This is a genomic window from Pseudomonas sp. RA_15y_Pfl2_54 (assembly GCF_963971015.1).
Classification (GTDB): domain Bacteria; phylum Pseudomonadota; class Gammaproteobacteria; order Pseudomonadales; family Pseudomonadaceae; genus Aquipseudomonas; species Aquipseudomonas baetica_A.
Genome location: NZ_CAXAPN010000025.1, coordinates 24,506 through 50,881, shown reverse-complemented (window position 1 = coordinate 50,881; position 26,376 = coordinate 24,506). Strand labels below are relative to the sequence as shown.

General features: G+C 59.4%; 22 protein-coding genes and 2 riboswitches. Of the genes, 11 read left to right on the top strand and 11 right to left on the bottom strand.

The features are described from left to right. Positions 1-58: 58 nt before the first annotated feature. Entirely contained in the window at positions 59-1,777 is a 1,719-nt protein-coding gene (locus tag AACY50_RS18520; RefSeq protein ID WP_339495551.1) for a hydrogenase maturation protein, read from the bottom strand. Positions 1,778-2,036: 259 nt separating this feature from the next. On the opposite strand from AACY50_RS18520, the gene AACY50_RS18515 reads away from it, so the two are divergent. The 5 genes from AACY50_RS18515 (at position 2,037) to AACY50_RS18495 (ending at position 4,930) form a co-directional block, all read left to right on the top strand. Next, on the top strand, positions 2,037-2,339 hold the full coding sequence (locus AACY50_RS18515) for a hypothetical protein (RefSeq protein ID WP_339495550.1): 303 nt from the start codon (positions 2,037-2,039) through the stop codon (positions 2,337-2,339). Positions 2,340-2,497: 158 nt separating this feature from the next. Next, positions 2,498-3,025: a PAAR domain-containing protein gene (locus AACY50_RS18510; protein ID WP_339432916.1), complete on the top strand. Its 528-nt coding sequence runs from the start codon at positions 2,498-2,500 to the stop codon at positions 3,023-3,025. Positions 3,026-3,037: 12 nt separating this feature from the next. After that, positions 3,038-4,078, top strand: coding sequence for a hypothetical protein (locus AACY50_RS18505; protein ID WP_339464516.1), 1,041 nt, complete (start codon positions 3,038-3,040; stop codon positions 4,076-4,078). Between the two features lie 95 nt (positions 4,079-4,173). Next, positions 4,174-4,680: a hypothetical protein gene (locus tag AACY50_RS18500; RefSeq protein WP_339432918.1), complete on the top strand. Its 507-nt coding sequence runs from the start codon at positions 4,174-4,176 to the stop codon at positions 4,678-4,680. 16 nt (positions 4,681-4,696) lie between these two features. Then, positions 4,697-4,930, top strand: coding sequence for a hypothetical protein (locus tag AACY50_RS18495; protein WP_339464514.1), 234 nt, complete (start codon positions 4,697-4,699; stop codon positions 4,928-4,930). Positions 4,931-4,987: 57 nt separating this feature from the next. Here AACY50_RS18495 and AACY50_RS18490 read toward each other — a convergent pair whose 3' ends face one another. Together AACY50_RS18490 and AACY50_RS18485 are read right to left on the bottom strand one after the other, a co-directional pair. Continuing rightward, positions 4,988-5,302, bottom strand: a complete 315-nt coding sequence (locus AACY50_RS18490) for an SCP2 sterol-binding domain-containing protein (RefSeq protein WP_103302367.1) — start codon at positions 5,300-5,302, stop codon at positions 4,988-4,990. A gap of 64 nt (positions 5,303-5,366) precedes the next feature. Beyond that, positions 5,367-6,077: a histidine phosphatase family protein gene (locus AACY50_RS18485; protein WP_339432919.1), complete on the bottom strand. Its 711-nt coding sequence runs from the start codon at positions 6,075-6,077 to the stop codon at positions 5,367-5,369. Positions 6,078-6,281: 204 nt separating this feature from the next. Here AACY50_RS18485 and sohB point away from each other — a divergent pair, with 204 nt between their 5' ends. Continuing rightward, a complete protein-coding gene (sohB, locus tag AACY50_RS18480) occupies positions 6,282-7,313 on the top strand; it encodes a protease SohB (protein WP_339432920.1) in 1,032 nt (343 codons plus the stop codon). Positions 7,314-7,380: 67 nt separating this feature from the next. On the opposite strand, the gene AACY50_RS18475 is transcribed toward sohB, so the two are convergent. Next, positions 7,381-7,875, bottom strand: a complete 495-nt coding sequence (locus AACY50_RS18475) for a DUF934 domain-containing protein (RefSeq protein ID WP_339432921.1) — start codon at positions 7,873-7,875, stop codon at positions 7,381-7,383. Further along, positions 7,859-9,517: a nitrite/sulfite reductase gene (locus AACY50_RS18470; protein ID WP_339432922.1), complete on the bottom strand. Its 1,659-nt coding sequence runs from the start codon at positions 9,515-9,517 to the stop codon at positions 7,859-7,861. The genes AACY50_RS18475 and AACY50_RS18470 overlap by 17 nt, the downstream gene beginning before the upstream one ends. Positions 9,518-10,038: 521 nt before the next feature. On the opposite strand from AACY50_RS18470, the gene AACY50_RS18465 reads away from it, so the two are divergent. Next, positions 10,039-11,112, top strand: coding sequence for an ABC transporter substrate-binding protein (locus AACY50_RS18465; protein ID WP_339432923.1), 1,074 nt, complete (start codon positions 10,039-10,041; stop codon positions 11,110-11,112). A 6-nt stretch (positions 11,113-11,118) separates the two neighbouring features. Here AACY50_RS18465 and AACY50_RS18460 read toward each other — a convergent pair whose 3' ends face one another. Together AACY50_RS18460 and metH are read right to left on the bottom strand one after the other, a co-directional pair. Next, positions 11,119-11,337, bottom strand: coding sequence for a DUF2970 domain-containing protein (locus tag AACY50_RS18460; RefSeq protein WP_221732738.1), 219 nt, complete (start codon positions 11,335-11,337; stop codon positions 11,119-11,121). Positions 11,338-11,450: 113 nt separating this feature from the next. Then, entirely contained in the window at positions 11,451-15,161 is a 3,711-nt protein-coding gene (metH, locus tag AACY50_RS18455; protein WP_339432924.1) for a methionine synthase, read from the bottom strand. Positions 15,162-15,317: 156 nt separating this feature from the next. Here metH and AACY50_RS18450 point away from each other — a divergent pair, with 156 nt between their 5' ends. Together AACY50_RS18450 and nfuA are read left to right on the top strand one after the other, a co-directional pair. Beyond that, complete coding sequence (locus tag AACY50_RS18450; protein ID WP_339538965.1) at positions 15,318-17,600, top strand: fatty acid cis/trans isomerase; 2,283 nt, start codon at positions 15,318-15,320, stop codon at positions 17,598-17,600. A gap of 253 nt (positions 17,601-17,853) precedes the next feature. Beyond that, positions 17,854-18,438 (top strand): Fe-S biogenesis protein NfuA, encoded by a 585-nt coding sequence (nfuA, locus tag AACY50_RS18445; protein ID WP_003225494.1) that lies wholly within the window; start codon positions 17,854-17,856, stop codon positions 18,436-18,438. A gap of 72 nt (positions 18,439-18,510) precedes the next feature. On the opposite strand, the gene cobM is transcribed toward nfuA, so the two are convergent. From cobM to AACY50_RS18425, 4 genes are all read right to left on the bottom strand, one after another. Next, positions 18,511-19,257 carry a precorrin-4 C(11)-methyltransferase gene (gene cobM, locus AACY50_RS18440; protein ID WP_339432926.1) on the bottom strand — a complete coding sequence of 249 codons (747 nt, stop codon included), beginning with the start codon at positions 19,255-19,257 and terminating at the stop codon, positions 18,511-18,513. 81 nt (positions 19,258-19,338) lie between these two features. Next, on the bottom strand, positions 19,339-19,752 hold the full coding sequence (locus AACY50_RS18435; RefSeq protein ID WP_339432927.1) for a cobalamin biosynthesis protein: 414 nt from the start codon (positions 19,750-19,752) through the stop codon (positions 19,339-19,341). Next, a complete protein-coding gene (locus tag AACY50_RS18430; protein WP_339538964.1) occupies positions 19,749-20,450 on the bottom strand; it encodes a CbtA family protein in 702 nt (233 codons plus the stop codon). The genes AACY50_RS18435 and AACY50_RS18430 overlap by 4 nt, the downstream gene beginning before the upstream one ends. 11 nt (positions 20,451-20,461) lie before the next feature. Continuing rightward, positions 20,462-20,659: a CbtB domain-containing protein gene (locus AACY50_RS18425; protein WP_339432929.1), complete on the bottom strand. Its 198-nt coding sequence runs from the start codon at positions 20,657-20,659 to the stop codon at positions 20,462-20,464. 124 nt (positions 20,660-20,783) lie between these two features. Beyond that, a riboswitch (cobalamin riboswitch) is annotated at positions 20,784-21,006 on the bottom strand. 94 nt (positions 21,007-21,100) lie between these two features. Then, positions 21,101-21,314: riboswitch (cobalamin riboswitch) on the top strand. 100 nt (positions 21,315-21,414) lie between these two features. Here AACY50_RS18425 and cobW point away from each other — a divergent pair. Both cobW and cobN read left to right on the top strand, forming a co-directional pair. Beyond that, complete coding sequence (gene cobW, locus AACY50_RS18420; protein ID WP_339538963.1) at positions 21,415-22,485, top strand: cobalamin biosynthesis protein CobW; 1,071 nt, start codon at positions 21,415-21,417, stop codon at positions 22,483-22,485. 3 nt (positions 22,486-22,488) lie between these two features. Beyond that, complete coding sequence (gene cobN, locus AACY50_RS18415; RefSeq protein ID WP_339538962.1) at positions 22,489-26,340, top strand: cobaltochelatase subunit CobN; 3,852 nt, start codon at positions 22,489-22,491, stop codon at positions 26,338-26,340. Positions 26,341-26,376 lie beyond the last annotated feature (36 nt).

The following is a 26,376-nucleotide window of genomic DNA, read 5'->3' as shown; positions in this document are numbered from 1 at the left end:
GGTTTGATATCTGTGAGCGCTCGCTTGCCGGCGATGAGGCCGTGGCGGGCGGTGACGATCAGTCCGTCAACTCAACTTCACGCCCCCGTGCCCAATCCGCGATCAGCCGCGCCGGCGTGCCACACGCCTTGCGCTTGTAAACAAAATGGGCGCATTTCTCGGCGAAACCACTGCGGTTGTAGAGCATGTCTTCCTGCATCTCCTGCAGCTCGCTTTCACGGCATTGCTGGATCAGCACCTGATCAACCCGGGCCTTGCGTTCACGCACAGCGGCATAGGTCGGGTCGCTCAAAACGCTGTTGGCCCGTTGCAGCAGCCACAGCGAAAACTCATCCGGGCAACGCGGGCCGATCTCCTGAACCATACCCAGTTGCAGGGCCTGGTGGGCACTGACCGGCAGGCAGGCTTGAGTCAGTTGCTCGGCCATCGCCGGGCCAACGGCGCGGGGCAGGCTGTAAGTCCAGTATTCGGAGCCGTACAACCCCATGCTTTTGTAATGCGGATTGAGCACGATATCGGCCCGGGCAAAGACGATATCGGCCGTCAACGCGAGCATCACGCCACCGGCGCCAGCACTGCCCGTTACGCCGCTGACCACCAGTTGCCGCGCCGTCAGTAATTGCTCACAGACATCATCGATTGCCTGAATATTCGCCCAGGCTTCAGCCCCCGGATCCTGCGCGGCCTGAATCACGTTCAAATGCACACCGTTGGAAAAACTCCCGCGTCCGCCCTTGATCAATAACACCTGAGTGTCGCGGGACTTGGCCCAGCGCAGCGCTTGGACCAAGCGTTGGCATTGCTCGGTGCTCATGGCACCGTTGTAGAACTCGAAGGTCAGTTCGCCGACATGCCCGGATTCGCGGTACCGAATCGGTTGATAGGCCGCGTCGCTGAATGGCTGGGTGGCAATCGAGCTGTCGAGCGTCGGCACATCGGCCAATTGCCCGGCCAGCACATGCCGCGCCGGTTGCTTGAAAGTTTCTTCGCCAGGCTGCGGTTTGCGCCGCAGCGAGCCGATCCACAGGCTCTGATCGCCGGTCGCGACCAGCACGGCATCGTCCTGCACGGCGAGGATTTCGCCGGGCAGACCCGTGCGCGAATCCAGGTGCGCGTCGTACACGTAATACTGACCTCCCGCCAGGCTTGCCAGTACGCCGGGCTGGCCGTCCGCCGCGTCGATGCAGCGCTTGATGAAGCGCGCGCAGTCGTGCCAGTTGAAGCTTCGGTCGATCTGTTTCATGTTCGGCTGCAAACGCCCACGCACTTTGGGGTCGGTGTAATCCAGCGGCACTGGCGCATAACCTTCGACGAATTTTTCGATTACCTCGCGAATGCAACGAATCGCCGCATCGCTGACCCGACCGTTGTACAGCTCGGACTTGCGCAAGCCCGACGGCAGATTGAATTCGCAGGTCGCCCAGACCGGGCCGGCGTCCATCTCTTCAACCGCTTGCAACGCGGTCACGCCCCAGCTCGACAGCTCATGGGTGATCGCCCAGTCCAGCGCACTGGCGCCACGATCGCCGACGATGCCCGGATGAATGATCACCACCGGACGTTCGGTGTTACGCCAAAGCGCTGGCGGCACGCGGTCCTTGAGGAACGGACAGATCACCAGATCCGCGCCGCTGCGTTCGATCTGTTCACACACCGAAGCGTCGTCGGTAAACACCACGACGCTGGGCGAATGTCCGGCCTGACGCAGTTCCAGCCAGGCGCGTTGAGTCAAACCGTTGAATGCCGACGACAGCAGAATGATGTTGAGTGGTCGCATGAGAGTTCTTCCTTGAATGGGATCAGCCGCAGGCTCCCGGTGAGCCTTCCCTGGCCTTCGATGGAGCCGGAAGATTAATCAGTCTCACCCGTGCGCCAGTGATCGAGGTCAACGTTCTGTCAGCCAATCTTTTGCGAGGCGACGAAGCGTCTTCTTTTTACGGGGCCTGGCACTACCGGCCTCCCATTCGTGAGCCTGGCGCGCTGCATTCGATGTCTTGCGTACCGCCGATCCTTAGCATCCGCATGTCATCGAACAAATGGGCGCAAGTCTGGTCCTGCTGTGCGATCCGACTTTGCGTTGGTTGCCGTGCAACCGTCTGCTGCAGAGCCTCAATGCGGCGTCGAGCAGTCGTGGATTTATCAGCGGCAGTTTGAGTGTGCTCGGTATTGTGCTGCTGGCCGGGTTGCTCGGGCGGCGTTACGGCGGGTTGCCGGATGCAGGGGAGTTGGTGACCGATACTGCTGAACGACGTGATTTCACTTTGGACGATGGCAGTGCGTTGACCGGGGCGGTGATTGAGCGTAACGAAATCCTCAGCAGCGGCGGCTCGAGGATCTAAGGTTCGGACGCGATTGCCGGGCCCATCCCTATACCCGTGAGTTGCTGGCGGCATCCTTCGCTACGCCAGATTCGGCCTTTATACGCGGCGACAGACTTTTATCCCTGGTATAGATCCGGTACATTCCCCGCGCCCTAGCCAATACAAGGAAGTAGACGATGGCAAAACCAGCCGCTCGACTCAGCGATCTCAATGCCTGTCCGGTGACCGGTCACGGTACCAACCCAAGCACCAGCGGTTCGCCCAACGTGAATATCAACGGCATGCCGGTGCTGCGTGTCGGAGACACAACGGCGTGCGGTGATTCGGTCACCGAAGGAATCGGCAACATCCTGATCAATGGCCAACCCATTGCGTTTCTCGGCAGTGGCACCGCCCATGGCGGTATGATCATCACCGGCTCTGGCGACGTGTTCGTGGGCACTCAAGTCGGCGCCGCACCCTTCACTCCTATCGTGACTGTGCCCAAACACAGCGAACGCTTCCAACTGGTTGATGAAACCACCGGCGAGGCGATTCCCGATATGCTCTATTGCATCGAAACCGGAGACGGCCAACGCCTTGTCGGCCACACTGACAACCACGGCAACGCCGTACGCGTGTTCACTGCCGATCCGACCTCCATTGTCGTGCAATGGGGTAAGGAAGCCGCCGCCCACCTGGATGCTCTGGGTATCGCTTACTAAGGAAGGTTTTACGTGGCAACTCCAAAAAAAAATCAGGGCCAGACGAACGATCAGCACGCGACGACGCAAGTGAAGGGGACTCTGGCGCAGGACTATGTGACGGTAGTGGGAGCGTCCTACCTGGGTTTTATCGCGAATATTCGTGGCCAGCGGGGCAACATGATGAACTTCATCAACCAGGGCATACGTCAGCTCAAAAGCTATCCACCGTCTACGCCGAGTTACTCTATTCAACGGGCATTTCTGATCTTCAAGGATGAGTACGACCCAAATCTGTTGGCTGAAGTCAAAAAGATCGTGACCGAGGGTTATGGTGCCGAGTATCGCGAGTACGATTCAATTTCGCAGTTGGTTGATTTTGTCGCGAGTCGAAAACGCAGAAGTCGGGAAATCAAGCAAATGGATTTCTTTTCCCACGGCGTTGTAGGCAGCATAGAACTGGGGTACGAGCTGGACAAACGTGACAGCTACCGATTACGTGATGCCCAGGCTCGCATGTTTACGCCTGACGCGTTCGCCTATGGCGCGAAGATCTATTCCTACGCATGCCGAACCGGATTAGGGATCAACGCGAGCGTGAAAGTAGCGGAAAATGAAGACCCGCACTTTGAACTCAGTCTCGCGCAAATAATGGCTGATGCCACTGGAACAACCGTGTGGGCATTTCCTCGGCGCAGTCTGTATGACCAGACCTATGGCACCCACGAAGATCGTGCCGCGGTGGAGCAGGCACCGACCAAGCAGGAAGCGGACAAGGCCGCCAGCCGTGCCTACCGCAAGAATCTCAGTGATTACCAGCGTCGGTTGACAGCCCACCGCACCACCAGCAAAGATCCCGCCGCTCAGTTGCCGAATGAGCGGGCGCCTGTGCCGCCTGTCAAAACATTGAGCGAGAAAGATGCCGCGCTGTTGAAACAAGCTCAAGGACGGGAACATTACAACGACACACTCGGATATCCCCTGGACGCTGAAGGGGCTGTCCATGGCGTACGATCTGGCAATACACCGGATGGCGTTCCCAAAAAGCTGTGCGAATACAAACCAGCCAAATGACCTCAACTATAAAAAAAACAACGGTTTTTCGTGCGATCGGGCTATTGGCCGTCGCGGTTTTGATGGGTCTATATCTCGTTGGCAAGGAAGACGAAATGTCCTCGAAAGTAATGATGTATTACGGCATCTGGAGTCCAGACGATAATCGTTTCGACGCCACTCGCTGGTTTACAAGCGGAATGTACAGCCGCCGTCTCATGGGAACCCCGGCCCAAGCAAGCGCCGAAAGCATGCTGCGCAATAAACCTCTGCCGGTTACGGCGAACATGAACGATGACCTCGTCGCCATCGCAGGGGTGGCGCTTGAGTATGACTTTCCCCAGGTCAATACCGACTCGCTTATCAACGACCCACCGGATCTGACTGGGCGTGTCAGGTACTGGATCAGCAAGTTCGACAAGCCGGACAAGCCAGTCGATCTCTATAACCTGTTCCTGAATCTGGGAAATCAACGGTTTGTCATCACCTTCAGCCGAGATGCGCAAACGGGAGAGCTGATCGATAAAAACAGTGCAAAACTGATTTATCCGAACCAAGAATCCGATGCGCATTACGTGCGGATATTCAAGGAACTGGACGAGACTCAGAGCCTGCGCCGTTAAGGGCTGGTAGTTGAATGTGAACACTGCGTTCATTCGTTACAGTGCTTTCGCAGCACCGGATCAGCCGCAGGATTATTACAATATCTACTTGAAGTATCAGGGGGAGCGGTATGTCATCACCTTCGCGCGTGATGCGCAAACCGGTGAAATCCTCCCCGGAGGCGGCGTCCAGTTGATGTACCCCGACAGTGGGCCCCAGGTCGCTGATCGGCAGGTCTTCAAGGCGCTGGACGCCGCCGGCATCCATTGACCCTGAAACGACAAATCCCGCCACCAAGGCGGGATTTGTTTTTTCCGAATCGTAGTCTTACGACGGGAACAGCTCAGACAGTTTCATCGCCAGCATCATGTCGCCTTCAGCGCGCAGTTTGCCGCCCATGAATGCTTGCATGCCGTCGGTCGAACCGTCGACGATGCCTTCCAGGGTTTCGCCGTCCATCACCAGAGTGACCTGGGCGTCCGGGTTTTCGCCTTCTTGCAGCTCGCAGGTGCTGTCCTTGACGATCAGCGAGAAGTTCTTGGTTTCGTCGATGCGGAAACCGAAGACCAGGTCCAGACCGGCAGCAGCGGCTGGGTTGAACTTGGCTTTCATTGCTTGTACGGCATCAGCTACGGAGGTCATGGTTCGATCCTTTCTTGGGTAATAAGAGCAGGTTGATTACAGCAAGGTTCACAGTAATCCGGACTCAGCGGAAGGTGATGAGTTCCGGGGCCTTCAACAGTTGCAGGTGTGCATGACTGTTGAAGGAAGCCAAAGCCACCTCGCGACCGCGGAATTTCAGCAGGTTGAGCGAGGTGTTGACGATTTGCCAGTTCAATTCAAAGGCCTGTTTCGCAGGCATTTGCGTAATGAGGTGGAGCAGTGCGGTGATGGTGCCGCCGGAGGTGAACACGGCGATTTTCTGATTTTTTTCAGCTTGTTCGAGGATTCGGTGCAATCCGGCCTGAACCCGTTCGACAAAGCCCAGCCAGCTCTCCAGCCCCGGCGGGTCGTAAGTGCCGGCCAGCCACCGCTCAATGATCAAGGCGAAAATGCGCTGGAACTCGCCGCGGTTTTGCGCGGCATTGCGCAGGATGTCGAGCGCTTCCGGTTCGTCCGGCAACATGGCCGGGAGCAGGGCGCGGATCACGGCGTCGGCGTCGAATTCGTTGAAGGCACAATCGGTTTCCAGCATCGGTACCGACAGGCCTTGCGCGGTGAATTGTTCCAGCGCGCTGGTGGCCGTGTGCTGTTGGCGACGCAGGTCACCCGCGAGGCAGCGGTCAAAGCGGATACCCAGTTCAGCGAGGTGCTGGCCGAGGACTTCTGCCTGGCGCACGCCGGTCGGTGACAGGACGTCATAGTCGTCTGCACCAAAGGAGGCCTGGCCATGTCGAATCAAATAGATACTGCCCACGTCCGCGTCATCCCGGTACGTTGAAGGTTTGGCGAGGTTATGAGGATGATGGGGTGCTGTCAATGAAAAAACATACGCTTGTTTGAAATGCCCGTTACAGGCGTGTTGCCAGAGGTTTCACGGCTGGTCGAGGAGCCGGCGCATGGGTATGCTGGCGCCATCCCGCGTGTGTTTCACGTCCGCGCATTGTTTTAAGGAGTCTCTGTGGAGTTTTTCACCGAATACGCCAGTTTCCTGGCCAAGACCGTCACGCTGGTGATCGCCATTCTGGTAGTGCTCGCCAGTTTTGCCGCGTTGCGCAGCAAGGGGCGGCGCAAGTCGGCAGGTCAGTTGCAGGTCAGCAAGCTCAATGATTTCTATAAAGGCCTGCGTGAGCGCCTTGAGCAAACGCTGCTCGACAAGGATCAACTCAAGGCTTTGCGCAAGGGTGAGGCCAAGTCCGAGAAAAGCGAGAAGAAGCAGAAGAAAAAGCCCGAAGCCAAACCACGGGTGTTCGTGCTGGATTTCGACGGCGATATCAAGGCTTCGGCCACCGAAAGCCTGCGTCATGAAATCACCGCGCTGCTGACACTCGCCACACCCAAGGACGAAGTCGTCCTGCGTTTGGAAAGCGGTGGCGGCATGGTCCACAGCTACGGTCTGGCCTCCTCGCAACTGGCCCGTATTCGTGAAGCCGGCGTGCCGTTGACCGTGTGTATCGACAAGGTCGCGGCCAGCGGCGGCTACATGATGGCGTGCATCGGCGACAAGATCATCAGTGCGCCGTTCGCCATCCTTGGCTCCATTGGCGTGGTCGCGCAGTTGCCCAACGTCAACCGCTTGCTGAAAAAGCACGATATCGACTTTGAAGTGCTGACCGCCGGTGAGTACAAACGCACCCTGACCGTGTTCGGCGAAAACACCGAGAAGGGCCGCGAGAAGTTTCAGGAAGACCTGGACATCACCCATCAGTTGTTCAAGAACTTTGTCGCTCGCTATCGTCCGCAACTGGCGATCGATGAAGTGGCCACAGGTGAAGTCTGGCTTGGTGTTGCAGCGCTGGACAAGCAACTGGTTGATGAACTCAAGACCAGCGACGAATACCTTGCGCAGAAGGCCAGACAGGCCGAGGTCTACCACCTGCACTACGCCGAGCGTAAAAGCCTGCAAGAGCGTATCGGCATGGCGGCCAGCGGTTCGGTGGATCGCGTGCTGTTGAGCTGGTGGAGTCGTCTGACCCAGCAACGTTTCTGGTAAAACAGTCGCGCATAAAAAAACGCCGGTCATTGACCGGCGTTTTTGTGTCCGCGGCAAACCCGCAGGTTTAGCGACGACGGAATAGCGGCAGGGGTTCGTCAGTGGCCGCCTGATAGGTCACCGAAAAATCCTTGAGGCCTTCAAGCGCTTCGTACGGGTCTTTGTCCGGGCGTATGGCAAAGGCGTCGAAACCGCAGCGGTGCATGTAGAACAACTGGTCACGCAACACATCGCCAATTGCCCGCAGTTCGCCTTTGAAACCGTAACGGTCACGCAGCAGGCGTGCGTTGGAGTAGTTGCGCCCGTCGGTGAACGCCGGGAAGTTAAGCGCGATCACCTGGAACTCGGCCACGTCAGGACCTATTTCCTCGGCCTCTTCGTCGGCATCAAGCCATACACCCAGGCCGCCGTCGCGTGCCTTGAGCATGCGGCTGTGTTCGCGCCACAGTTGCAGTGGAACGATCAGATCGTCGCAGTTGCTGATCTCGTCGATGTTGAAGTCCTTCGGCAACAGGTGCCAGGTTTCGTCGACGACTTCGTTGTTCTTAATGATTCGCTGCATAGACGCGTTCCTTGAAGAGGTCGATGCCAATACGCTGATAGGTGTCGATGAAGCGCTCGTCTTCGGTACGTTGTTCAACGTAAACGTCGATCAGCTTCGAGATGACGTCAGGCATGGCTTCCTGAGCGAAGGACGGGCCGAGGATCTTGCCCAGGCTCGCATCCCGGCTTGCGCTGCCGCCGAGGGAAACCTGATAGAACTCCTCACCTTTCTTGTCCACCCCGAGGATGCCGATGTGGCCGACGTGGTGGTGACCGCAGGCGTTCATGCAGCCGGAGATGTTCAGGTCCAGTTCACCGATGTCGAACAGGTAATCGAGGTCGTCGAAACGGCGCTGGATCGATTCGGCAATCGGGATCGACTTGGCGTTGGCCAGCGAGCAGAAATCACCGCCAGGGCAGCAAATGATGTCGGTCAGCAGGCCGATGTTCGGCGTGGCGAAACCACCTTCACGCAGCTCGCCCCACAGGGTGAACAACTGGCTCTGCTCGACGTCGGCCAGAATGATGTTCTGCTCGTGGGAGGTGCGCAGTTGACCGAAGCTGTAGCGCTCGGCCAGATCGGCGACGGCATCGAGTTGCTTGTCGGTGATATCGCCCGGGGCAACGCCGGTCGGTTTCAGCGACAGGGTCACGGCCACATAACCCGGCTTTTTGTGCGCGAGGGTGTTGCGGGTGCGCCAGCGAGCGAACCCGGGGTGTTCTTTGTCCAGCGCGGCCAGTTCGGCAGACTGGTTGTCCAGCGCCTTGTAGTCCGGGTCAACGAAGTGCTTGGCGACGCGATGCAGTTCGGCTTCGGTCAGCGTAGTCTGGCCACCGCGCAGGTGTTCCATTTCGGCATCGACTTTCTGCGCAAATACTTCAGGGGTCAGCGCTTTGACGAGGATCTTGATCCGCGCCTTGTATTTGTTGTCGCGACGGCCGTAACGGTTGTAGACCCGCAGGATGGCGTCGAGGTAGCTCAACAGGTCCTGCCAGGGCAGAAACTCATTGATGAACGCGCCGACGACCGGCGTACGACCGAGGCCGCCACCGACCAGCACGCGAAAGCCCAGTTCGCCAGCTTCGTTGTGCACTGGCTCCAGGCCAATGTCATGCACTTCAATGGCTGCGCGGTCAGCGGTCGAACCGTTGACGGCGATCTTGAATTTGCGTGGCAGGTAAGCGAATTCAGGGTGGAACGTGGTCCACTGACGCACGATCTCGCACCACGGGCGCGGGTCGATCACTTCGTCGGCAGCGACGCCGGCAAACTGGTCGGTGGTGACGTTGCGCAGGCAGTTGCCGCTGGTCTGGATCGCGTGCATCTGCACCGTGGCCAGTTCCGCCAGGATGTCCGGGATATCTTCAACCGCCGGCCAGTTGAACTGCACGTTCTGTCGTGTGCTGATGTGGGCGTAGCCCTTGTCGTAGTCGCGGGCAATCCTGGCCATCATGCGGGTCTGACGCGAAGTCAGTTGGCCGTAAGGCACTGCCACTCGCAACATCGGCGCGAAACGCTGGATGTAGAGGCCATTTTGCAGGCGCAGGGGACGGAATTCTTCCTCGCTCAGCTCACCTGCCAGATAGCGTCGGGTCTGATCACGGAACTGCTTGACGCGGTCCTCGATGATCCGCTGATCGTACTCGTCGTATACGTACATATAAGTCCTGTTCTCAGGCTTGGGCTACTCGGAAAACGCTGGGTTTTCGCTTGCTGGAGTCCGAGGTTGCCTCTGCAATTCTGCGCGCACGGCCGCGCACTCTCTAACGGAGCCGGGGCAATATACCCGTTTGCAGTTATGCGCAAAAGTGATGTTTGAGTATATGTAAAGAACCAAATCGCCTAACGAGAATGGCTGTCAACTAACCCACATTTGTCGTGCGGACAATCATCGTCTTAACTGTGGTCGAGTCTTTCTGCAATCACCGATAAAACCGACAAGAGGCGATGCAATGAGCAACCCAACCAAAGCAAGGAAAAGCGATAGCAGTGTCGATGCCTGGGCGATTGTGTTCCTGATCATTCTGGTCGTAGGAACGGCGGTATTCTGGGTCAGTCATCAGTAAGCGACCCCTCCGGGCCCGTGTCCGACGATTGTCGGACAAAAAACGGAATCAGGCGCCAGCAGCCGGTTTTCGAAGGCTATAATCGCGGCTGTTTTTCCTTGGGCCCGGCTGTTTCATGTTCAGGTTTTTTCACATCAGCTTTCTATTGTTTGGCGCGGTTTTCGCGTCCAGCGCGCGGGCGGAGTCCGTGCTGTTTCTCAATCCCGGCTCGACCGAGGAAACGTTCTGGGTCAGTTATTCGCAATTCATGCAGGCAGCCGCCCGGGATCTTGGCATTGATCTGCGCATTCTCTATTCCCTGCGTCGACCCGAACTGACACTCGCTCAGGCGCGTCTTGCGTTGCAGGGGCCGAATCGTCCCGATTACCTGATGTTCGTCAACGAGCAATACGTGGCGCCACAGATCCTGCGTCTGGCTCAAGACAGTGGCGTGAAGTTGTTCATCGTTAACGCTGCACTGACCCCCGACCAGCAAGCTCTGGTCGGCGAGCGCACGGATCGGGTCGGCAACCTGGTGCCGAACGATGAGGAGGGCGGCTACCTGATGATGAAGGCGTTGATTCGAATGCATCGGCCCGTGAGCGGGGGTGAGGAGATCGAATTGCTGGCGTTCTCCGGTTTGAAAATCACGCCGTCGGCGCAGTTGCGTGAGCACGGCATGCAGCGCGCACTGGCCGAACATCCGCAAGTACGTTTGCGCCAACGTGTCTACAGCGGCTGGACGCAGCAGCGCGCCTATGAACAGGCCAAACAGTTGTTCGCGCGCTATCCGAAGGTGTCACTGGTGTGGTCGGCCAACGATGAAATGGCCTTTGGCGCGATGCGCGCGTTTTCCGAGACCGGCAAAATCCCGGGGCAAGACGCCTTGTTCAGTGCGGTCAATACGTCACCGGCGGCGCTGCAGGCTCTGGTCGATGGGCGCTTGAGCGTGCTGTTGGGCGGACACTTCACTTTGGGCGGCTGGGCGCTGGTGGAACTGCATGACCACGAGCAGGGCGTGGATCTGGATCAGCATGGCGGCCGCGATCGTCAGGTGCCTTTGCTGCAACTGATCGATAAGGCTCATGCCCGGCGAATGCTGGCCATGGGAAGTTCGCCTGACTACGGCGTGAGATTTCGCAAACTCTCGGCCAAAGGGCGGCCAGCCTCGTACCGCTACCCGTTCACTTTCCAGGCCTTGATGCACTGAAGCACGTCAGACGCCGGCGAAATGCACGACCAGTTTGACGATGGCAAACAGCGTCAGCGCAAACACTGCGGTGAACACAATCCCCAATATCACGAAATGACTGGGTTTGCCGTGGGTGAAGTCCCTTGCCCGGTTCTTGCCGCTCTGCACGCCGAACGCCGCTGCCATCACGCTGTGCAGCATCTGCCAGAAACTCGGCGGTTTGTTGTCGACTGGATCGTCCATAAATCCCTCGTCTGCCATGTGTGTCAGACAAGCATAGCCAACCGTTTCAAGGGCACCGCAAAAACCACTGTGGGAGCCCGCTCGCTCCCACAGAGTATTGCGTTGAAGCTGGATTAGTTGTCGTAACCCAGATTCGGCGCCAGCCAGCGCTCCGTCACGCTCAGTTCCTGACCTTTGCGCGAGGTGTAGCTCTGCACCTGATCCTTGTCGACCTTGCCCACGGCGAAGTACTGCGCCTGCGGGTGGGCGAAATACCAGCCGCTGACCGCTGCCGCCGGGAACATCGCGTAGTGCTCGGTGAGGAATACACCGCTGCGCCCGGCGCGCATTTCGGCGGCTTCTGGGTCGAGCAGGGCGAACAATGCAGCTTTCTCGGTGTGATCCGGGCACGCCGGATAACCCGGCGCAGGACGAATGCCGGAGTATTGCTCTTTGATCAGCGCTTCGTTGTCGAGCACTTCATCCCGGGCATAGCCCCAGTGTTCTTTACGTACCTGCTGGTGCAGCCATTCAGCGCACGCCTCGGCCAAACGGTCGGCGAGTGCCTTGACCATGATCGAGTTGTAGTCGTCGCCGGCATCCTGATAAGCCTTGGCCACTTCTTCGGCGCCGATACCGGCGGTGGTGATGAAGCCACCGACATAGTCGATCACTTCGCTGTCCTTGGGCGCCACGAAGTCGGCCAGCGAGAAGTTCGGTTTGCCGTCGGTCTTGATGATCTGCTGACGCAGATGATGCAGCTTGGCCAATGGCTTGCCGTCATCGCCGTACAGCTCGATGTCGTCGTCATGCACCTGATTGGCTGGCCAGAAGCCGAACACCGCACGGGCACTGATCAGTTTCTCGTCGATCAGTTTGGCGAGCATTTCCTGAGCGTCTTTGTACAACGCTGTGGCGGCTTCACCGACCACTTCGTCTTCGAGGATGCGCGGGAACTTGCCGGCCAGATCCCAGGAGATGAAGAACGGCGTCCAGTCGATGTACTCGGCCAGTACCTTGAGGTCGATGTTCTCCAGCACTTTGCTGCCGGTGAAGGTCGGTTTGACCGGCTGGTAATTGGCCCAGTCGAACTGCGGTTTCTTCGCGATGGCGGCGGCGTAGCTCAGACGTTCGGTGCGGGCACTGCGGTTGGCGGTACGTTCGCGCACTTCGACGTATTCGGCTCGGGTTTTTTCAACGAAACCGGCCTTCAATTCCTTGGACAGCAACTGCGTTGCCACGCCGACCGCGCGGGAGGCGTCGGTCACGTAAACCACGGCGTCGTTGCTGTACTTGGGCTCGATCTTAACGGCAGTATGCGCTTTGGATGTGGTCGCGCCACCGATCATCAACGGCAAGTGGAAGTCCTGACGCTGCATTTCACGGGCAACGTGAACCATCTCATCCAGCGACGGGGTGATCAGGCCAGACAGCCCGATGATGTCGCACTTCTGCTCCTTGGCCACTTGCAGGATCTTTTCCGCCGGGACCATGACGCCGAGGTCGACGATGTCGTAGCCGTTGCAGCCAAGCACCACGCCAACGATGTTCTTGCCGATGTCGTGGACGTCGCCTTTCACCGTGGCCATGAGGATCTTGCCCTTGGCCTCAGGTTTGTCACCTTTTTCCAGTTCGATGAACGGGATCAGGTGCGCTACGGCCTGCTTCATTACACGGGCGGATTTGACCACCTGCGGCAGGAACATTTTGCCGGCACCGAACAGGTCGCCGACGATATTCATGCCCGACATCAGCGGGCCTTCGATCACTTCGATCGGGCGGGCGAATGACTGGCGCGATTGTTCGGTGTCTTCAACGATGTGTGTGGTGATGCCCTTGACGAGTGCGTGTTCCAGGCGCTTGTTGACGTCCCAGTTGCGCCACTCTTCGGTCTCGGCTTCCTTGACGCTGCCGTCGCCCTTGTATTTGTCAGCGATGGCGAGGAGGGCGTCGGTGCCTTCCGGTGTGCGGTTGAGCACCACGTCTTCGACCGCGTCGCGCAGTTCCTGCGGGATCTGGTCGTAGATTTCCAGCTGACCGGCGTTGACGATGCCCATGGTCAGGCCGGCGCGGATCGCGTACAGCAGGAACACCGAGTGAATCGCCTCACGCACCGGGTTGTTGCCGCGGAACGAGAACGACACGTTGGACACGCCGCCGGAGCTCAGGGCATACGGCAGTTCGTCGCGGATGTAGGCACAGGCATTGATGAAGTCCACAGCGTAGTTGTTGTGTTCTTCGATGCCGGTGGCCACGGCGAAGATGTTCGGGTCGAAGATGATGTCTTCCGGCGGGAAGCCGACTTCGTTGACCAGAATGTCGTAGGAGCGCTTGCAGATTTCTTTCTTGCGCGCTTCGGTGTCGGCCTGGCCGGCTTCGTCGAACGCCATCACCACCACGGCGGCGCCGTAGCGCTTGCACAGCCTGGCGTGATGGATGAACTGCTCGACGCCTTCTTTCATGCTGATCGAGTTGACGATGCCCTTGCCCTGAATGCATTTCAGGCCGGCTTCGATCACTTCCCATTTCGAGGAGTCGATCATGATCGGTACGCGGGAGATGTCCGGCTCGCCGGCAATCAGATTGAGGAAGGTCACCATGGCCTTCTTCGAATCGAGCATCCCTTCGTCCATGTTGATGTCGATCACCTGCGCGCCGGCCTCGACCTGCTGCAGGGCAACTTCCAGGGCTTCGGTGTAGTTGTCTTCGCGGATCAGACGGGCGAACTTGGCCGAACCTGTGATGTTGGTCCGCTCGCCGACGTTGACGAACAACGAGCTGCGATCGATGGTGAACGGCTCCAGGCCCGAGAGGCGGCAGGCCTTGGGAATATCCGGGATTTGTCGCGGCGCGTAACCGGCCACGGCGTTGGCAATGGCTTCGATGTGGCCCGGAGTGGTGCCGCAGCAGCCGCCGACAATATTGAGGAAGCCGCTTTGGGCGAATTCTTCAATGACTTTGGCGGTTTGCGACGGCAGTTCGTCGTACTCACCGAATTCGTTCGGCAGGCCGGCGTTCGGGTGCGCGGAAACGTGGGTGCTGGCCTTGTTCGACAGTTCTTCCAGATACGGACGCAATTCGCTGGCGCCAAGGGCGCAGTTCAGGCCCACCGAAATCGGCTTGGCGTGGGCCACGGAGTTCCAGAACGCTTCGGTGGTCTGGCCCGACAAGGTCCGCCCGGAGGCGTCGGTGATGGTCCCGGAAATCATGATAGGCAGTTCGAGGTGCAACTCTTCGAACACTCCTTGCACGGCGAAGATCGCCGCTTTGGCGTTGAGGGTGTCGAAGATGGTTTCGATCAGGATCAGGTCGGCGCCGCCCTCGATCAGGCCTTTGGTGGCCTCGGTGTAGTTCTCCACCAGCTCATCAAAGGTGACGTTGCGGTAGCCAGGGTTGTTGACGTCAGGCGACAGCGAACAGGTGCGGCTGGTGGGGCCGAGCACGCCAGCGACGAAGCGCGGCTTGTCCGGGTTCTCCAGGGTCTTGGCGTCGGCGACTTTGCGCGCCAGGCGCGCGCCCTCTACGTTTAGTTCGTACGCCAGCTCTTCCATGCCGTAGTCGGCCATGGAGATGCGGGTGGCGTTGAAGGTGTTGGTTTCCAGAATGTCGGCGCCGGCATCCAGATAAGCCTTTTCGATGCCGCCGATGACGTCCGGACGGGTGATCACCAAGAGGTCGTTGTTGCCCTTGACGTCACTCGGCCAGTCCGCGAAGCGTTTACCGCGATAATCCTGCTCTTCGAGCTTGTAGCTCTGGATCATCGTGCCCATACCGCCGTCGAGTATCAGGATGCGCTCTTTGAGGGCGTGCTTGAGAGCTTGAAGGCGGACGCTGCGATCGGACATTTGGACTACTCGGAAAGACCATTACGAAGGAGCGGGATCATAACAAACCTGTGCGCTTTTAGAGCATGTGGCGGTTTTGCATGAATATCGCTCATGTTGGTACGACCGTCATACTGTAGAATCTCAGCGTTTTTCTTCAGGATCGGGATCAGGGACATGTCGTACCGCGTCATCAGCATCGTTTTGCTGTTCTTGAGCTGGGGCGCTGCGGCGCAAGATCCCGCGCTTTCTTATACCCGTGATATCCAGCCGATTTTCACCGAGAAGTGCGTGGCCTGCCATGCGTGCTACGACTCCGCTTGTCAGCTCAACCTGGGCAGCGGCGAAGGCGCCGGGCGTGGCGCGAGCAAAATGCCGGTCTACGACGGCGAGCGCACTCAGGCGGCGCCAACTACCCGGTTGTTCTACGACGCTTTCGGCAAGCGCGCCTGGCAGCAAAAGGGTTTCTATTCGGTACTTGATGCACAGGGCAGTCAGGCGGCTTTGATGGCCCGCATGTTGGAGCTGGGGCACAAAACCCCGTTGACGCCGAACGCCAGACTGCCAGAAGAAATCGCCCTGGGCCTGAACCGGGAAAACATGTGCACCATGCCTGCCGAGTTCGAGGCGTACGCCGGTGCCCATCCGAAAGAAGGCATGCCGCTGGCGGTCACCGGTCTGACTGATCAGCAATACCAAGCGCTGCAACGCTGGCTGGCGTCTGGCGCACCCATTGACGAACAGGGTCTGGCGCCCAGCAGCAAAGAAGCGATGCAGATTGTCCAGTGGGAAAATCTGCTCAACACGCCCGGAGCCCGGGAGAGTCTGGTCGGGCGCTGGCTGTACGAACACTGGTTCCTGGCGCACATCTATTTCAAGGACGGTGAGCCAGGGCACTACTTTCAGTGGGTGCGTTCGCGCACGCCAACCGGACAACCCATCGACCTGATTGCCACTCGTCGCCCGAATGACGATCCGGGGACTCAGGTGTATTACCGCTTGTGGCCGGTCCAAGGCGTGATCGTTCACAAAACGCACATCACCTACCCGCTGAGCGCGGCAAAAATGGCGCGGGTCAAAAGCCTGTTCTACAGCGGCAACTGGCAGGTCAACGCCTTGCCGGGTTACGGGCCGCAGAGCCGGGCCAATCCGTTCGCCACGTTCGAGGCCATTCCGGCGCAGGCGCGCTATCAGTTCATGCTCGATAACGCCGAGTATTTCGTCCGCACCTTTATACGTGGCCCGGTGTGCCGAGGGCAGATCGCGACCGACGTTATACGCGACAACTTCTGGGCGCTGTTCCAGGCTCCGGAACATGACTTGTACATCACCGATCCCAACTATCGTGGTCAGGCCACACCGTTGCTGGCCATGCCCGGGCAAAACGACGATGTCGGCAGCGTCCTGAGCCTCTGGCGCGACTACCGCAACAAACGTAACGAATACGAAGCCCTGCGCCGTGACAGTTACGCCGACCAGCCGGCGCCGAGCTGGTCGACGCTGTGGGCGGGCAACGACAATGCGTTGCTGAGCATCTTCCGCCACTTCGACAGCGCCTCAGTCACCAAAGGCCTGATCGGCGAGGTGCCGCAGACGATGTGGTTGTTCGACTATCCGTTGCTGGAGCGCACCTATTACCAGTTGGCGGTCAACTTCGATGTGTTCGGCAACGTTTCGCATCAGGCGCAAACCCGCCTGTATTTCGATCTGATCCGTAACGGCGCCGAGCAAAACTTCCTGCGCCTGATGCCCGCCGACTCCCGTGAGGATTACCTCGACGATTGGTATCAGAGCAGTGGCCAGTTCAAGATGTGGCTGGATTACGAGTCCATCGACGACGACAAGCCGACCGCGCTGAAACTCAACAAGAAAGACCCGAAACACGATTTCGCCATGCAGTTGCTGGCGCGTTATGGCGACCTCGACGCCCAACCTGACCCGATCAACCGTTGCGAGGGCGCCTATTGCTCACGCCCGAATATCGATCCGGCGCTGCAAAACGCCGAACAGGCGCTCAGTCGCCTGACATCGCGCCCCGCCGCCGGGTTGAAGGTGATCGACCAGTTGCCGGAAGCGACGATGTTGCGTATTGAAACTGCCAGTGGCAAACGCGAGGTCTATAGCCTGTTGCGCAATCGCGCGCACAGCAACGTGGCGTTCTTGCTCGGTGAGTCGCTGCGTTATCAGCCGGGCCTCGACACGATCACTCTTTACCCGGGCGTGCTCAGCAGTTATCCGAACTTCATCTTCAATATTCCCGCCGAGCAAGTGCCTGAGTTTGTCGATGCAATGGAAAACGCCAAAGACGCCAACCGCTTCGAAAAAATCGTCGAACGCTGGGGTATTCGCCGCAGTCATCCGCAGTTCTGGTTCTATTTTCACGACTTGAGCCAGTACCTCCACGAAACCGATCCGGTTGAAGAGGGGGTGCTGGACATGAATCGATACGAGAATCTCTGATCTGCCTTTGAGAAGGGCCTGCTGTCACAACCTTCAGCGGCGGCGCAATGCCTGTCGGATGTTTGTCGTCTGTGTTTTGGTAATCGGCGTCGGCTCCTGGTTGAGTTACCCATGGTTGGGAAAACGTGGCTACCGTTGGCTCAAGGCACGGACAGAAGGTCAGTCTGTCGAGAATCTTTCCCGACAAAAATACTAGGACTTTGTCCGGCGCAACGATTGGCGTAAACTGCGCCCAAGCCTGCGAGGAGTTTCCATGACCGCTATTACCATTACTGACGCCGCCCACGATTACCTGGCCGATCTGCTCTCCAAGCAGAACACCCCGGGAATCGGCATCCGCGTCTTCATCACCCAGCCTGGCACCCAGTACGCCGAAACGTGCATTGCCTACTGCAAGCCGGGCGAAGAAAAGCCGGAAGACACGGCGCTGGGGCTCAAAAGCTTCACCGCTTATATCGATTCGTTCAGCGAAGCGTTCCTGGACGACGCGGTCGTCGACTACGCCACCGACCGCATGGGTGGTCAACTGACCATCAAGGCGCCAAACGCCAAAGTGCCGATGGTCAACGCCGACAGCCCGGTCAACGAACGTATCAATTACTACCTGCAAACCGAGATCAACCCGGGGCTGGCCAGCCACGGCGGTCAGGTCAGCCTGATCGATGTAGTCGAAGACGGCATCGCCGTGCTGCAGTTCGGTGGTGGTTGTCAGGGTTGCGGTCAAGCGGACGTCACCCTGAAGGAAGGCATTGAGCGCACCTTGCTCGAGCGCATTCCAGAGCTCAAAGGCGTTCGTGACGTGACCGACCATACGCAGAAAGAAAACGCCTATTACTAAGGTGTTCGCTGCGAGCATGAAAAACGGCGCCCCGTGAGCGCCGTTTTTTATGCGTGATGTTCAAGAATGTCTTCAGGGGCGATACAAGTGCGCATGCCCGGCGCGATACAGCGAGGACTCACTGAATACCTCACTGCCCAGCACCCGCCCAACCAGAATCAACGCCGTGCGCCGAAACCCTTTGGCGGCGACCTTCTGGGCAATATCCCCCAGCGTTCCCACCACCCAGTCCTGATCCGGCCATGTCGCCCGGTGAATTACCGCTATCGGGCAGTCTTCGCCGTAATGCGGCAATAGTTCAGCAAGGATTTTCTCCAGATGATTGACCCCCAGATGGATCGCCATGGTCGCGCCATGTTGCGCCAGGCTTCCAAGTTCTTCGCCTGCGGGCATGGCGGTCTTGTCGGCATAACGGGTCAGTATGACGCTTTGCGACACGTCAGGCAGGGTCAGTTCTGCGCCTAACAACGCGGCGCATGCTGCGGTGGCCGTCACGCCGGGGATGATCTCGAAGGGAATATCCAGCTCGCGCAAATAACGAATCTGCTCGCCAATGGCGCCATACAGGCTCGGATCTCCCGAATGCACGCGTGCGACATCCTGGCCCTTGGCGTGCGCGGTTTTGATCAGTTCGATGATCTGCTCCAGATGCAATTCAGCGCTGTTGACCAGCGTCTGCGCCTGATGACCTTCCAGCACCGCTGCCGGTACCAACGAACCTGCATAGATGATCACCGGGCAATTGCGGATCAGCCGTTGGCCTTTGACGGTGATCAGTTCCGGGTCGCCGGGGCCGGCACCGATGAAGTAGACGGTCATGTAGGAATCCTGTGAAAAGCGCGGCGGGGCAATGCTTCAGATGAAGATTGCTCATGATCAAAGACGAGGATTATCGGGATTTTACGCAGCGCCAGCCAATGCCAATGTTGCCTGAGCGTATTTCTGCCGGGATATCAGCAGTTTTGCCGGTGCCTGAATCAACTGTTCAGCCAGCGCCAAAGCCGCGCTCTCTGCCACTCCATAGCAACCGGTGCGTTCGTAGGCGATCTGTGAATGGTGACTGAGCCGTTGCTGGTAATTGGCCAATTCTTCGCGGCTGAAGTAGCGCAATGGCAAGGCCAATTGTGCAGCAAGTTCCTGCAGCCCGGGTTCATCGCGTTTCAAATCGATACTGGCCAAGGCTTTGACCGCTCCAAGCTCGATGCGATGCGCTTGCAAGGCCTGATCGAGTAACGCGCGCAGCGTGCTGGCAGGGCAGCCGCGCTGGCAGCCCAGGCCGACCACTAAGGTCGGCGCTGCACTGTCTCGGGTCATGCGTGGTATTGGCCATCGCTTTTGCGGCGGAACAACCACGCACTGATCAGGCCAAGGGCCAGCCAGAACGCCACGTTGGTCAGATGCGAAGCGATTTTGAACTGAGCTTCCAATGCTTCAGGGGCCAGCATCGAATGCACTTGTGGTTGTGGCGCGCCGATCACATGTGGCACCGCAAGGATCGCCACACCGAGGATCTTCATCAGCCAGTGACGGCTGAACGCTATCAGGGCGAGGCCGACCGCAGTAGAGGCGGCAGTGCCGATCCACCACGTCTGCCGTGAGGCCAGATCTGCGGCAGCGGTGCCCGGCAGCTCAGGCGGTAGGCCAAGGGTGGGGGCGAGTACGAACGTTGCGTAACCGGCCAGCCCCCAAAGCAGACCTTGCGAGGTTTTGGTCGGCGCACGCAGGGTGTAGAGCCCCGCGAGCATCAGGGCGAATCCCACGGCGACCACCAGATTGCCGCCGGTGGTCGAGACCACGCGCTGCCAGCCATCTTCCGGCTCCCAGGCTTCGCTATCGTGGGTGTGCGCAGCAGAGCCGGCGGCGTGTTCGTGGACTTGTGCCACCGGTTCGGATTTCTCGAAGGTTTCTGCCTGCAGAATCAGCGGCGAAACCCAGAAGCTTTGCAGCAGAGTGAGAAGCAGGGCGGCCAGCAGACCGCTGAAACCTGCCGTTTGTGCAATTCGCTTGATCATGTCGGCAGGCCTCAGTGGCACGGGAACGCAGCGCTGTGGCGGGTATCGTGGGCGGCGTTGTGCACGGCTTCGATGTGCGAGAAACCGGCGAAGTAGACGAGGCCCGCACCCACAATCGACGCGAAAACAGCGGCGGTCAGGCGTTGGCTCAGGGTGGTGGTGCTGGAGATTTTGTCCGTGTTGCTGCCGGTGCTGCTGATGATCGACATGGCGCTTCCCTCTGGAATGTCAGCGAGGCAGTCGAGCGCATGAAGCCCCGGCGTGCGAGTACGCAGGGGTTCGAACAGCGCCCGCCCACCGCGGGTTTGTTATGTTCAGCGACACAAAAGGTATGCGTGCTGTGTGTTGCGGGCCGGTCTCCGGGCTCACGAGGGGTTGGCGCTGGGCCCGACCTGCAAGCATCTCCTTCCCATGCCGTATCGGCACAGTGGATCTGATGCTTCGCTCGCTTACCGTTGCGGGGGCAGCACCGGACTGACATGGGCTTGAGTAAAGCACATGATTCACCGGTTTCCCGTTTCACCCTGTGAAGGGCACCCGTAACAAGTTGTGTAGGAGAGCATGGGTGGGGGATTTGAGTCAATTGGATGGGTTGGATATGCCCTCAAACCCAATCCCAATCCAAACATTGACCCATCAGCAAGCCATGCGTAGCCTTGTGCTTTCGAGGTTCTTCGGCACTGGCCGAAGCTAAGAAGGGAACGCGGTCAATGCCGCGGCTGCCCCCGCAACTGTGAACGGTGAAGTTCACTGCCACGCCACTGCCAGCCCTTGCACAAGGCGCCAGCGGGAAGGCGCAGTGAATGCCAGGCCCAGCGCCTGAACGCCGTCAGCCAGGAGACCTGCCTCGTCACAGTTTCTCACTACAACCGGGCGGGGTGATCCGGTGGCGAACGCTTCCGGCGCGCACGCGCGTTGCCGGTTCTCGTCCCGTATGCCCGCCACCTTGCCAAAGGGCATATCGATGAAAACACTGGCCAAACTCCCCGTCACCATCGTCACCGGCTTCCTCGGTTCGGGTAAAACCACGTTGTTGCGACACATGCTCGACAACGCACAGGGCCGTCGCATCGCGGTGATCGTCAATGAATTCGGTGAGTTGGGCATCGACGGTGAAATCCTCAAACAGTGCACCATCGGCTGCACCGAAGAAGAAGCCACCGGCCGCGTTTATGAACTGGCCAACGGTTGCCTGTGCTGCACGGTGCAGGAAGAGTTTTTCCCGGTGATGCGCGAACTGGTGGCCCGCCGCGGCGACCTCGACCACATTCTCATCGAAACTTCGGGCCTGGCCCTGCCAAAACCGCTGGTACAAGCCTTTCAGTGGCCGGAAATCCGCAGCGCCTGCACCGTTGATGCGGTGATCACCGTGGTCGACAGCCCGGCCGTGGCCGCTGGCACTTTTGCTGCGTTCCCGGATCAGGTCGATGCCCAGCGCAAACTCGATCCGAACCTGGATCACGAGTCGCCCTTGCACGAACTGTTCGCCGACCAACTGGCCAGCGCCGATCTGGTGATCCTCAACAAGGCCGACCAGACCAGCCCTGAAGATCTGGCCCGGGTGCGCCTCGAAGTCGCCGAAGAGCTGCCGCCAGCGGTGAAGATCATCGAGGCCAGCAACGGTCGCGTGCCGTTGGACGTGCTGATCGGTCTGGGGGCAGGCTCTGAAGAGCATATCGACAGCCGCCACAGCCATCACGATCATCACCACGACGGTTATGACGACCACGATGACCACGATCACGACGCCTTCGATTCGATCTCCATCGAACTGCCGCAAGCCGACGAAAGCCTGCTGCTCGATGCGCTGACGCAACTGGTGGTCCAGCACGGTATCCTGCGCGTCAAGGGTTTCGCGGCGATACCGAACAAACCGATGCGTTTGCTGATTCAAGGCGTGGGCACGCGTTTCGACAAGCATTTCGACCGGCAGTGGGGCGCCGATGAAGCGCGCGTCACCCGTCTGGTACTGATCGGTCAGGAACTCGACGCCACTCAACTCGAAGCGCAACTTCGCGCCGCACTCAGCGTTTAAGCCATGCACCTGCTCAGGACCCAGCCCGGCGGTTTCGTGTCGGATGACAACATTGCCGACCTTGGGCAAACCCCCGCCGAACTGGTGATCCTGTGCAGCGGCGACTCCAGCCTGGCGTTGCTCGCCGAAGCGGCGCAGCAATTGCCCGAGGATTATCCGAGCCTGCGCCTGGCCAACCCGATGCAGGTGCAGAATCACGCCTCGGTCGATCTGTATGTCGATGAAGTGTTGCGCCATGCCAAGGTGATTCTGATCTCGCTGCACGGTGGCATTGCCTATTGGCGCTACGGTGTCGAGCGTCTGGTCGAGCTGGCCGAGCGTGGTGTGCAGGTGATTATGGTGCCGGGCTGCGATCGCCCCGACCCGGAACTCAGTGAGCTGAGCACCGTCGGCGCGGTCGACCGCGACCGGCTCTGGCAGTTCTTGCGACAGGGCGGCATGGGCAATGCGCTGGATTTCTTTCATTGTCTGGCCAACCGCTGGCTCGCACGCGATTACGCCTGGGCCGAGCCGCAACCCCTGCCGCGCACAGCGATTTACCATCCGCATAAAAACGCCGCCGCACTGAGTGACTGGCAACAAGCCGATTGGCTGGCCGATCAACCGGTTGCGGCGGTGCTGTTTTACCGCTCGCATTTGCAAGCGGCGAACACCGCGTTCATCGATGTTTTCTGTCAGCGCTTGCAGGCAGCGGGACTCAATCCGCTGCCTATAGCGGTGGCCAGTCTGAAAGAACCCGGCTGCCTGTCGATGGTCGAGGATTGGCTGGATGAAGTTGAGGCAGGGGTGATTCTCAACACCACCGGTTTCGCTCAGTCGAACCCGGAAGCGCCGCATCTGCGGCCGTTTCGTCGCAACATCCCGGTGATCCAGGCGATCTGCGCCCAGGACAACGAACCAGGCTGGCGCGACAGCGAGCAAGGCCTCGGGCCACGGGACCTGGCAATGCACATTGCGTTGCCGGAACTCGACGGACGCATCATCAGCCGCCCGATCAGTTTCAAGGATCTGGCCTGGCGCAGCGAGCGTAGCCAATCCGATGTGGTCTGCTACCGGGCGCAACCCGAGCGCATGGATTTTGTCGCCGAACTGGCGCGCCGCTGGATTGATCTCGCGCGGGTACCGAACACCGAGAAACGCATTGCGCTGATCCTCGCCAACTACCCGACCCGCGACGGGCGTATCGGTAACGGCGTTGGCCTCGACACGCCGGCAGCCGCGCTGAATATTCTTCGAGCGTTGCAGGCTGAGGGTTATCCGATAACCGCCGAGCTGCCGGACAGCGGCACTGAGTTGATCCAGCAGTTGCTCGGTGGAGTCAGCAATGACCTCGACACGATTGACCAGCGTCCATGCCTGCAAAGTCTGGCGATGGACGATTACATGACAATGTTCAACGCGCTGCCCGAAGCCAATCGTGCCGCGGTGGTTGAGCGTTGGGGGGCGCCGCAAAAAGACCCGATGTGCCGTGACGGGCGAATGATGATCGCCGGCCTGCGCTTTGGCCTGACCTTCATCGGCATCCAGCCGGCGCGGGGGTATCAGGTTGATCCGAGTGCGGTGTACCACGACCCGGATCTGGTGCCGCCACACGGTTATCTGGCCTTCTATTTCTGGCTGCGCAACACGTACAGCGCCCACGGCGTGATTCACGTCGGCAAGCACGGCAACCTCGAATGGTTGCCGGGCAAAGGCGTCGGGCTCTCGGAGAATTGCTGGCCGGACGCGTTGCTCGGGCCACTGCCGAATATCTATCCGTTTATCGTCAATGACCCGGGCGAGGGCGCTCAAGCCAAACGGCGTACACAAGCGGTGATCATCGATCATCTGATGCCACCGCTGACCCGCGCCGAAACCTATGGCCCGCTGCGTAATCTGGAGCTGTTGGCGGACGAATATTACGAGGCGCAACTGCTCGATCCGCGTCGTGCCCGTGAGTTGCAGCGCGACATTCTGCAATTGGTGCGCGACACGCAAATTGATCGCGAACTGCAACTGGACACGGCGCTGGACAGCGATGCCGACGCGGCAATCTGGCTGCCGCGTCTGGACACTTATTTGTGCGATCTGAAGGAATCGCAGATCCGCGATGGCCTGCACATCTTCGGCGAGTCGCCAACCGGGCGTTTGCGCATCGATACGTTGTTGGCGCTGCTGCGCATTCCACGCGGTGACGGCAAAGGTGCGCAGTCGAGCCTGCTCCGGGCGTTGGCCAAGGCATTTGAACTGGGTTTTGATCCGTTGGACTGTGCATTGGCCGATCCGTGGGTTGGTCCGCGTCCAGAGCAACTGCAACAGGTCAGCAATGACGTCTGGCGCACCGCCGGCGATACCCGCGAACGCCTCGAACTGTTGGCCACAGAACTGATCTCCCAAACACTGCAAATCGCCTGTTGGAGCGGGCTTGCTCGCGAAGGTGTCGTGTCGGCCAACACTGCTTGCACTGACACACCGCTTTGGCGAGCAAGCTCGCTCCCACAGGGACCGGGTGGGTCTGACGTGAATGCGATTATCCAGGCGCTGCACGAAGTGGTCGCTCCGCGCCTGGACGCCTGCGGCCCGGCGGAAATGCGCGGCCTGCTCGATGCCTTGAGCGGGCGCTTCGTCCCCGCCGGCCCGAGCGGCGCGCCAAGTCGAGGCCGGCTCGACGTGCTGCCGACCGGGCGCAACTTCTACTCGGTCGATGTGCGCAACCTGCCGACCACCACCGCGTGGCGCATCGGGTTCCAGTCCGCGACACTGATTCTCGAACGACATTTGCAGGATCACGGTGACCACCTGCGTCAGCTCGGCCTGTCGGTGTGGGGCACCGCGACCATGCGTACCGGTGGCGACGACATCGCCCAGGCCATGGCGCTGATGGGGGTGCGGCCGGTGTGGGCCACGGGCAGTCAGCGGGTCGATGATTTCGAGATCCTGCCGCTGAGTCTGCTGGATCGCCCTCGGGTTGACGTGACACTGCGGGTGTCCGGGTTTTTCCGCGATGCGTTTGCCAACCTGATCCGCTTGTTCGACGCGGCGGTGCAAGCGGTGGCAGCGCTGGATGAACCGGACGATCTCAATCCTTTGGCGGCCAAAGTGCGCGCCGAACGCGAAGCCCTGTTGCAATCGGGCCTCGATGAAGACGCTGCACGGCGCCAGGCCGGTTGGCGTATTTTCGGGGCCAAGCCCGGCGCTTACGGCGCAGGCGTGCAGGGCGCCATCGACGGTCGTCTGTGGCAGACCCGCGAGGATCTGGCCGAGGTTTATGTGAACTGGGGGGCTTATGCCTATGGTGGCTCCGACGAAGGCACCGCAGCTCGCGAACAATTCGTTCAGCGTTTGAGTCAGGTGCAAGCGGTATTGCAGAACCAGGACAACCGCGAGCACGACTTGCTCGATTCCAACGATTATTACCAGTTCCAGGGCGGCATGCTCGCTGCCGTGGAAAGCCTGCGCGGCGAAGCAGCGGCGAGTTATCACGGTGATCATAGTCAGCCGGATCTGCCGAAGATCCGCACCTTGAAGGAGGAGCTCAACCGGGTGATCCGCTCGCGGGCAGCGAACCCGAAATGGATCGACGGGGTCAAACGCCACGGCTATAAAGGCGCGTTTGAAATGGCGGCGACCGTGGATAACCTGTTTGCCTTCGACGCGACGACGCAATTGATCGACGATCATCAATACGCATTGCTGGCCGATGCTTATCTGCTTGATCCGGCCACCCGGGATTTTGTTCGCGAGCATAATCCCCACGCACTGCGCGACATGACCGAGCGCATGCTCGAAGCGCAACAGCGGGGGATGTGGCAGGCGCCGGGCGCCTATAAAGAGGCTCTCGAAAATCTGCTGCTGGACATAGAAGAAGACACCTGATGCAGCTCATTTCAAATGTGGAAGCATTTCACCGAC

What these genes read in the sequence shown, in the direction of transcription:
- AACY50_RS18520 (WP_339495551.1), bottom strand. Translation starts at nt 1,777, where the DNA reads ATGCGACCACTCAACATCATTCTGCTGTCGTCGGCATTCAACGGTTTG.
- AACY50_RS18515 (WP_339495550.1), top strand. Translation starts at nt 2,037, where the DNA reads ATGGGCGCAAGTCTGGTCCTGCTGTGCGATCCGACTTTGCGTTGGTTG.
- AACY50_RS18510 (WP_339432916.1), top strand. Translation starts at nt 2,498, where the DNA reads ATGGCAAAACCAGCCGCTCGACTCAGCGATCTCAATGCCTGTCCGGTG.
- AACY50_RS18500 (WP_339432918.1), top strand. Translation starts at nt 4,174, where the DNA reads ATGTCCTCGAAAGTAATGATGTATTACGGCATCTGGAGTCCAGACGAT.
- AACY50_RS18490 (WP_103302367.1), bottom strand. Translation starts at nt 5,302, where the DNA reads ATGACCTCCGTAGCTGATGCCGTACAAGCAATGAAAGCCAAGTTCAAC.
- AACY50_RS18475 (WP_339432921.1), bottom strand. Translation starts at nt 7,875, where the DNA reads ATGCAGCGAATCATTAAGAACAACGAAGTCGTCGACGAAACCTGGCAC.
- AACY50_RS18470 (WP_339432922.1), bottom strand. Translation starts at nt 9,517, where the DNA reads ATGTACGTATACGACGAGTACGATCAGCGGATCATCGAGGACCGCGTC.
- AACY50_RS18465 (WP_339432923.1), top strand. Translation starts at nt 10,039, where the DNA reads ATGTTCAGGTTTTTTCACATCAGCTTTCTATTGTTTGGCGCGGTTTTC.
- AACY50_RS18460 (WP_221732738.1), bottom strand. Translation starts at nt 11,337, where the DNA reads ATGGACGATCCAGTCGACAACAAACCGCCGAGTTTCTGGCAGATGCTG.
- metH (WP_339432924.1), bottom strand. Translation starts at nt 15,161, where the DNA reads ATGTCCGATCGCAGCGTCCGCCTTCAAGCTCTCAAGCACGCCCTCAAA.
- AACY50_RS18450 (WP_339538965.1), top strand. Translation starts at nt 15,318, where the DNA reads ATGTCGTACCGCGTCATCAGCATCGTTTTGCTGTTCTTGAGCTGGGGC.
- nfuA (WP_003225494.1), top strand. Translation starts at nt 17,854, where the DNA reads ATGACCGCTATTACCATTACTGACGCCGCCCACGATTACCTGGCCGAT.
- cobM (WP_339432926.1), bottom strand. Translation starts at nt 19,257, where the DNA reads ATGACCGTCTACTTCATCGGTGCCGGCCCCGGCGACCCGGAACTGATC.
- AACY50_RS18435 (WP_339432927.1), bottom strand. Translation starts at nt 19,752, where the DNA reads ATGACCCGAGACAGTGCAGCGCCGACCTTAGTGGTCGGCCTGGGCTGC.
- AACY50_RS18430 (WP_339538964.1), bottom strand. Translation starts at nt 20,450, where the DNA reads ATGATCAAGCGAATTGCACAAACGGCAGGTTTCAGCGGTCTGCTGGCC.
- AACY50_RS18425 (WP_339432929.1), bottom strand. Translation starts at nt 20,659, where the DNA reads ATGTCGATCATCAGCAGCACCGGCAGCAACACGGACAAAATCTCCAGC.
- cobW (WP_339538963.1), top strand. Translation starts at nt 21,415, where the DNA reads ATGAAAACACTGGCCAAACTCCCCGTCACCATCGTCACCGGCTTCCTC.
- cobN (WP_339538962.1), top strand. Translation starts at nt 22,489, where the DNA reads ATGCACCTGCTCAGGACCCAGCCCGGCGGTTTCGTGTCGGATGACAAC.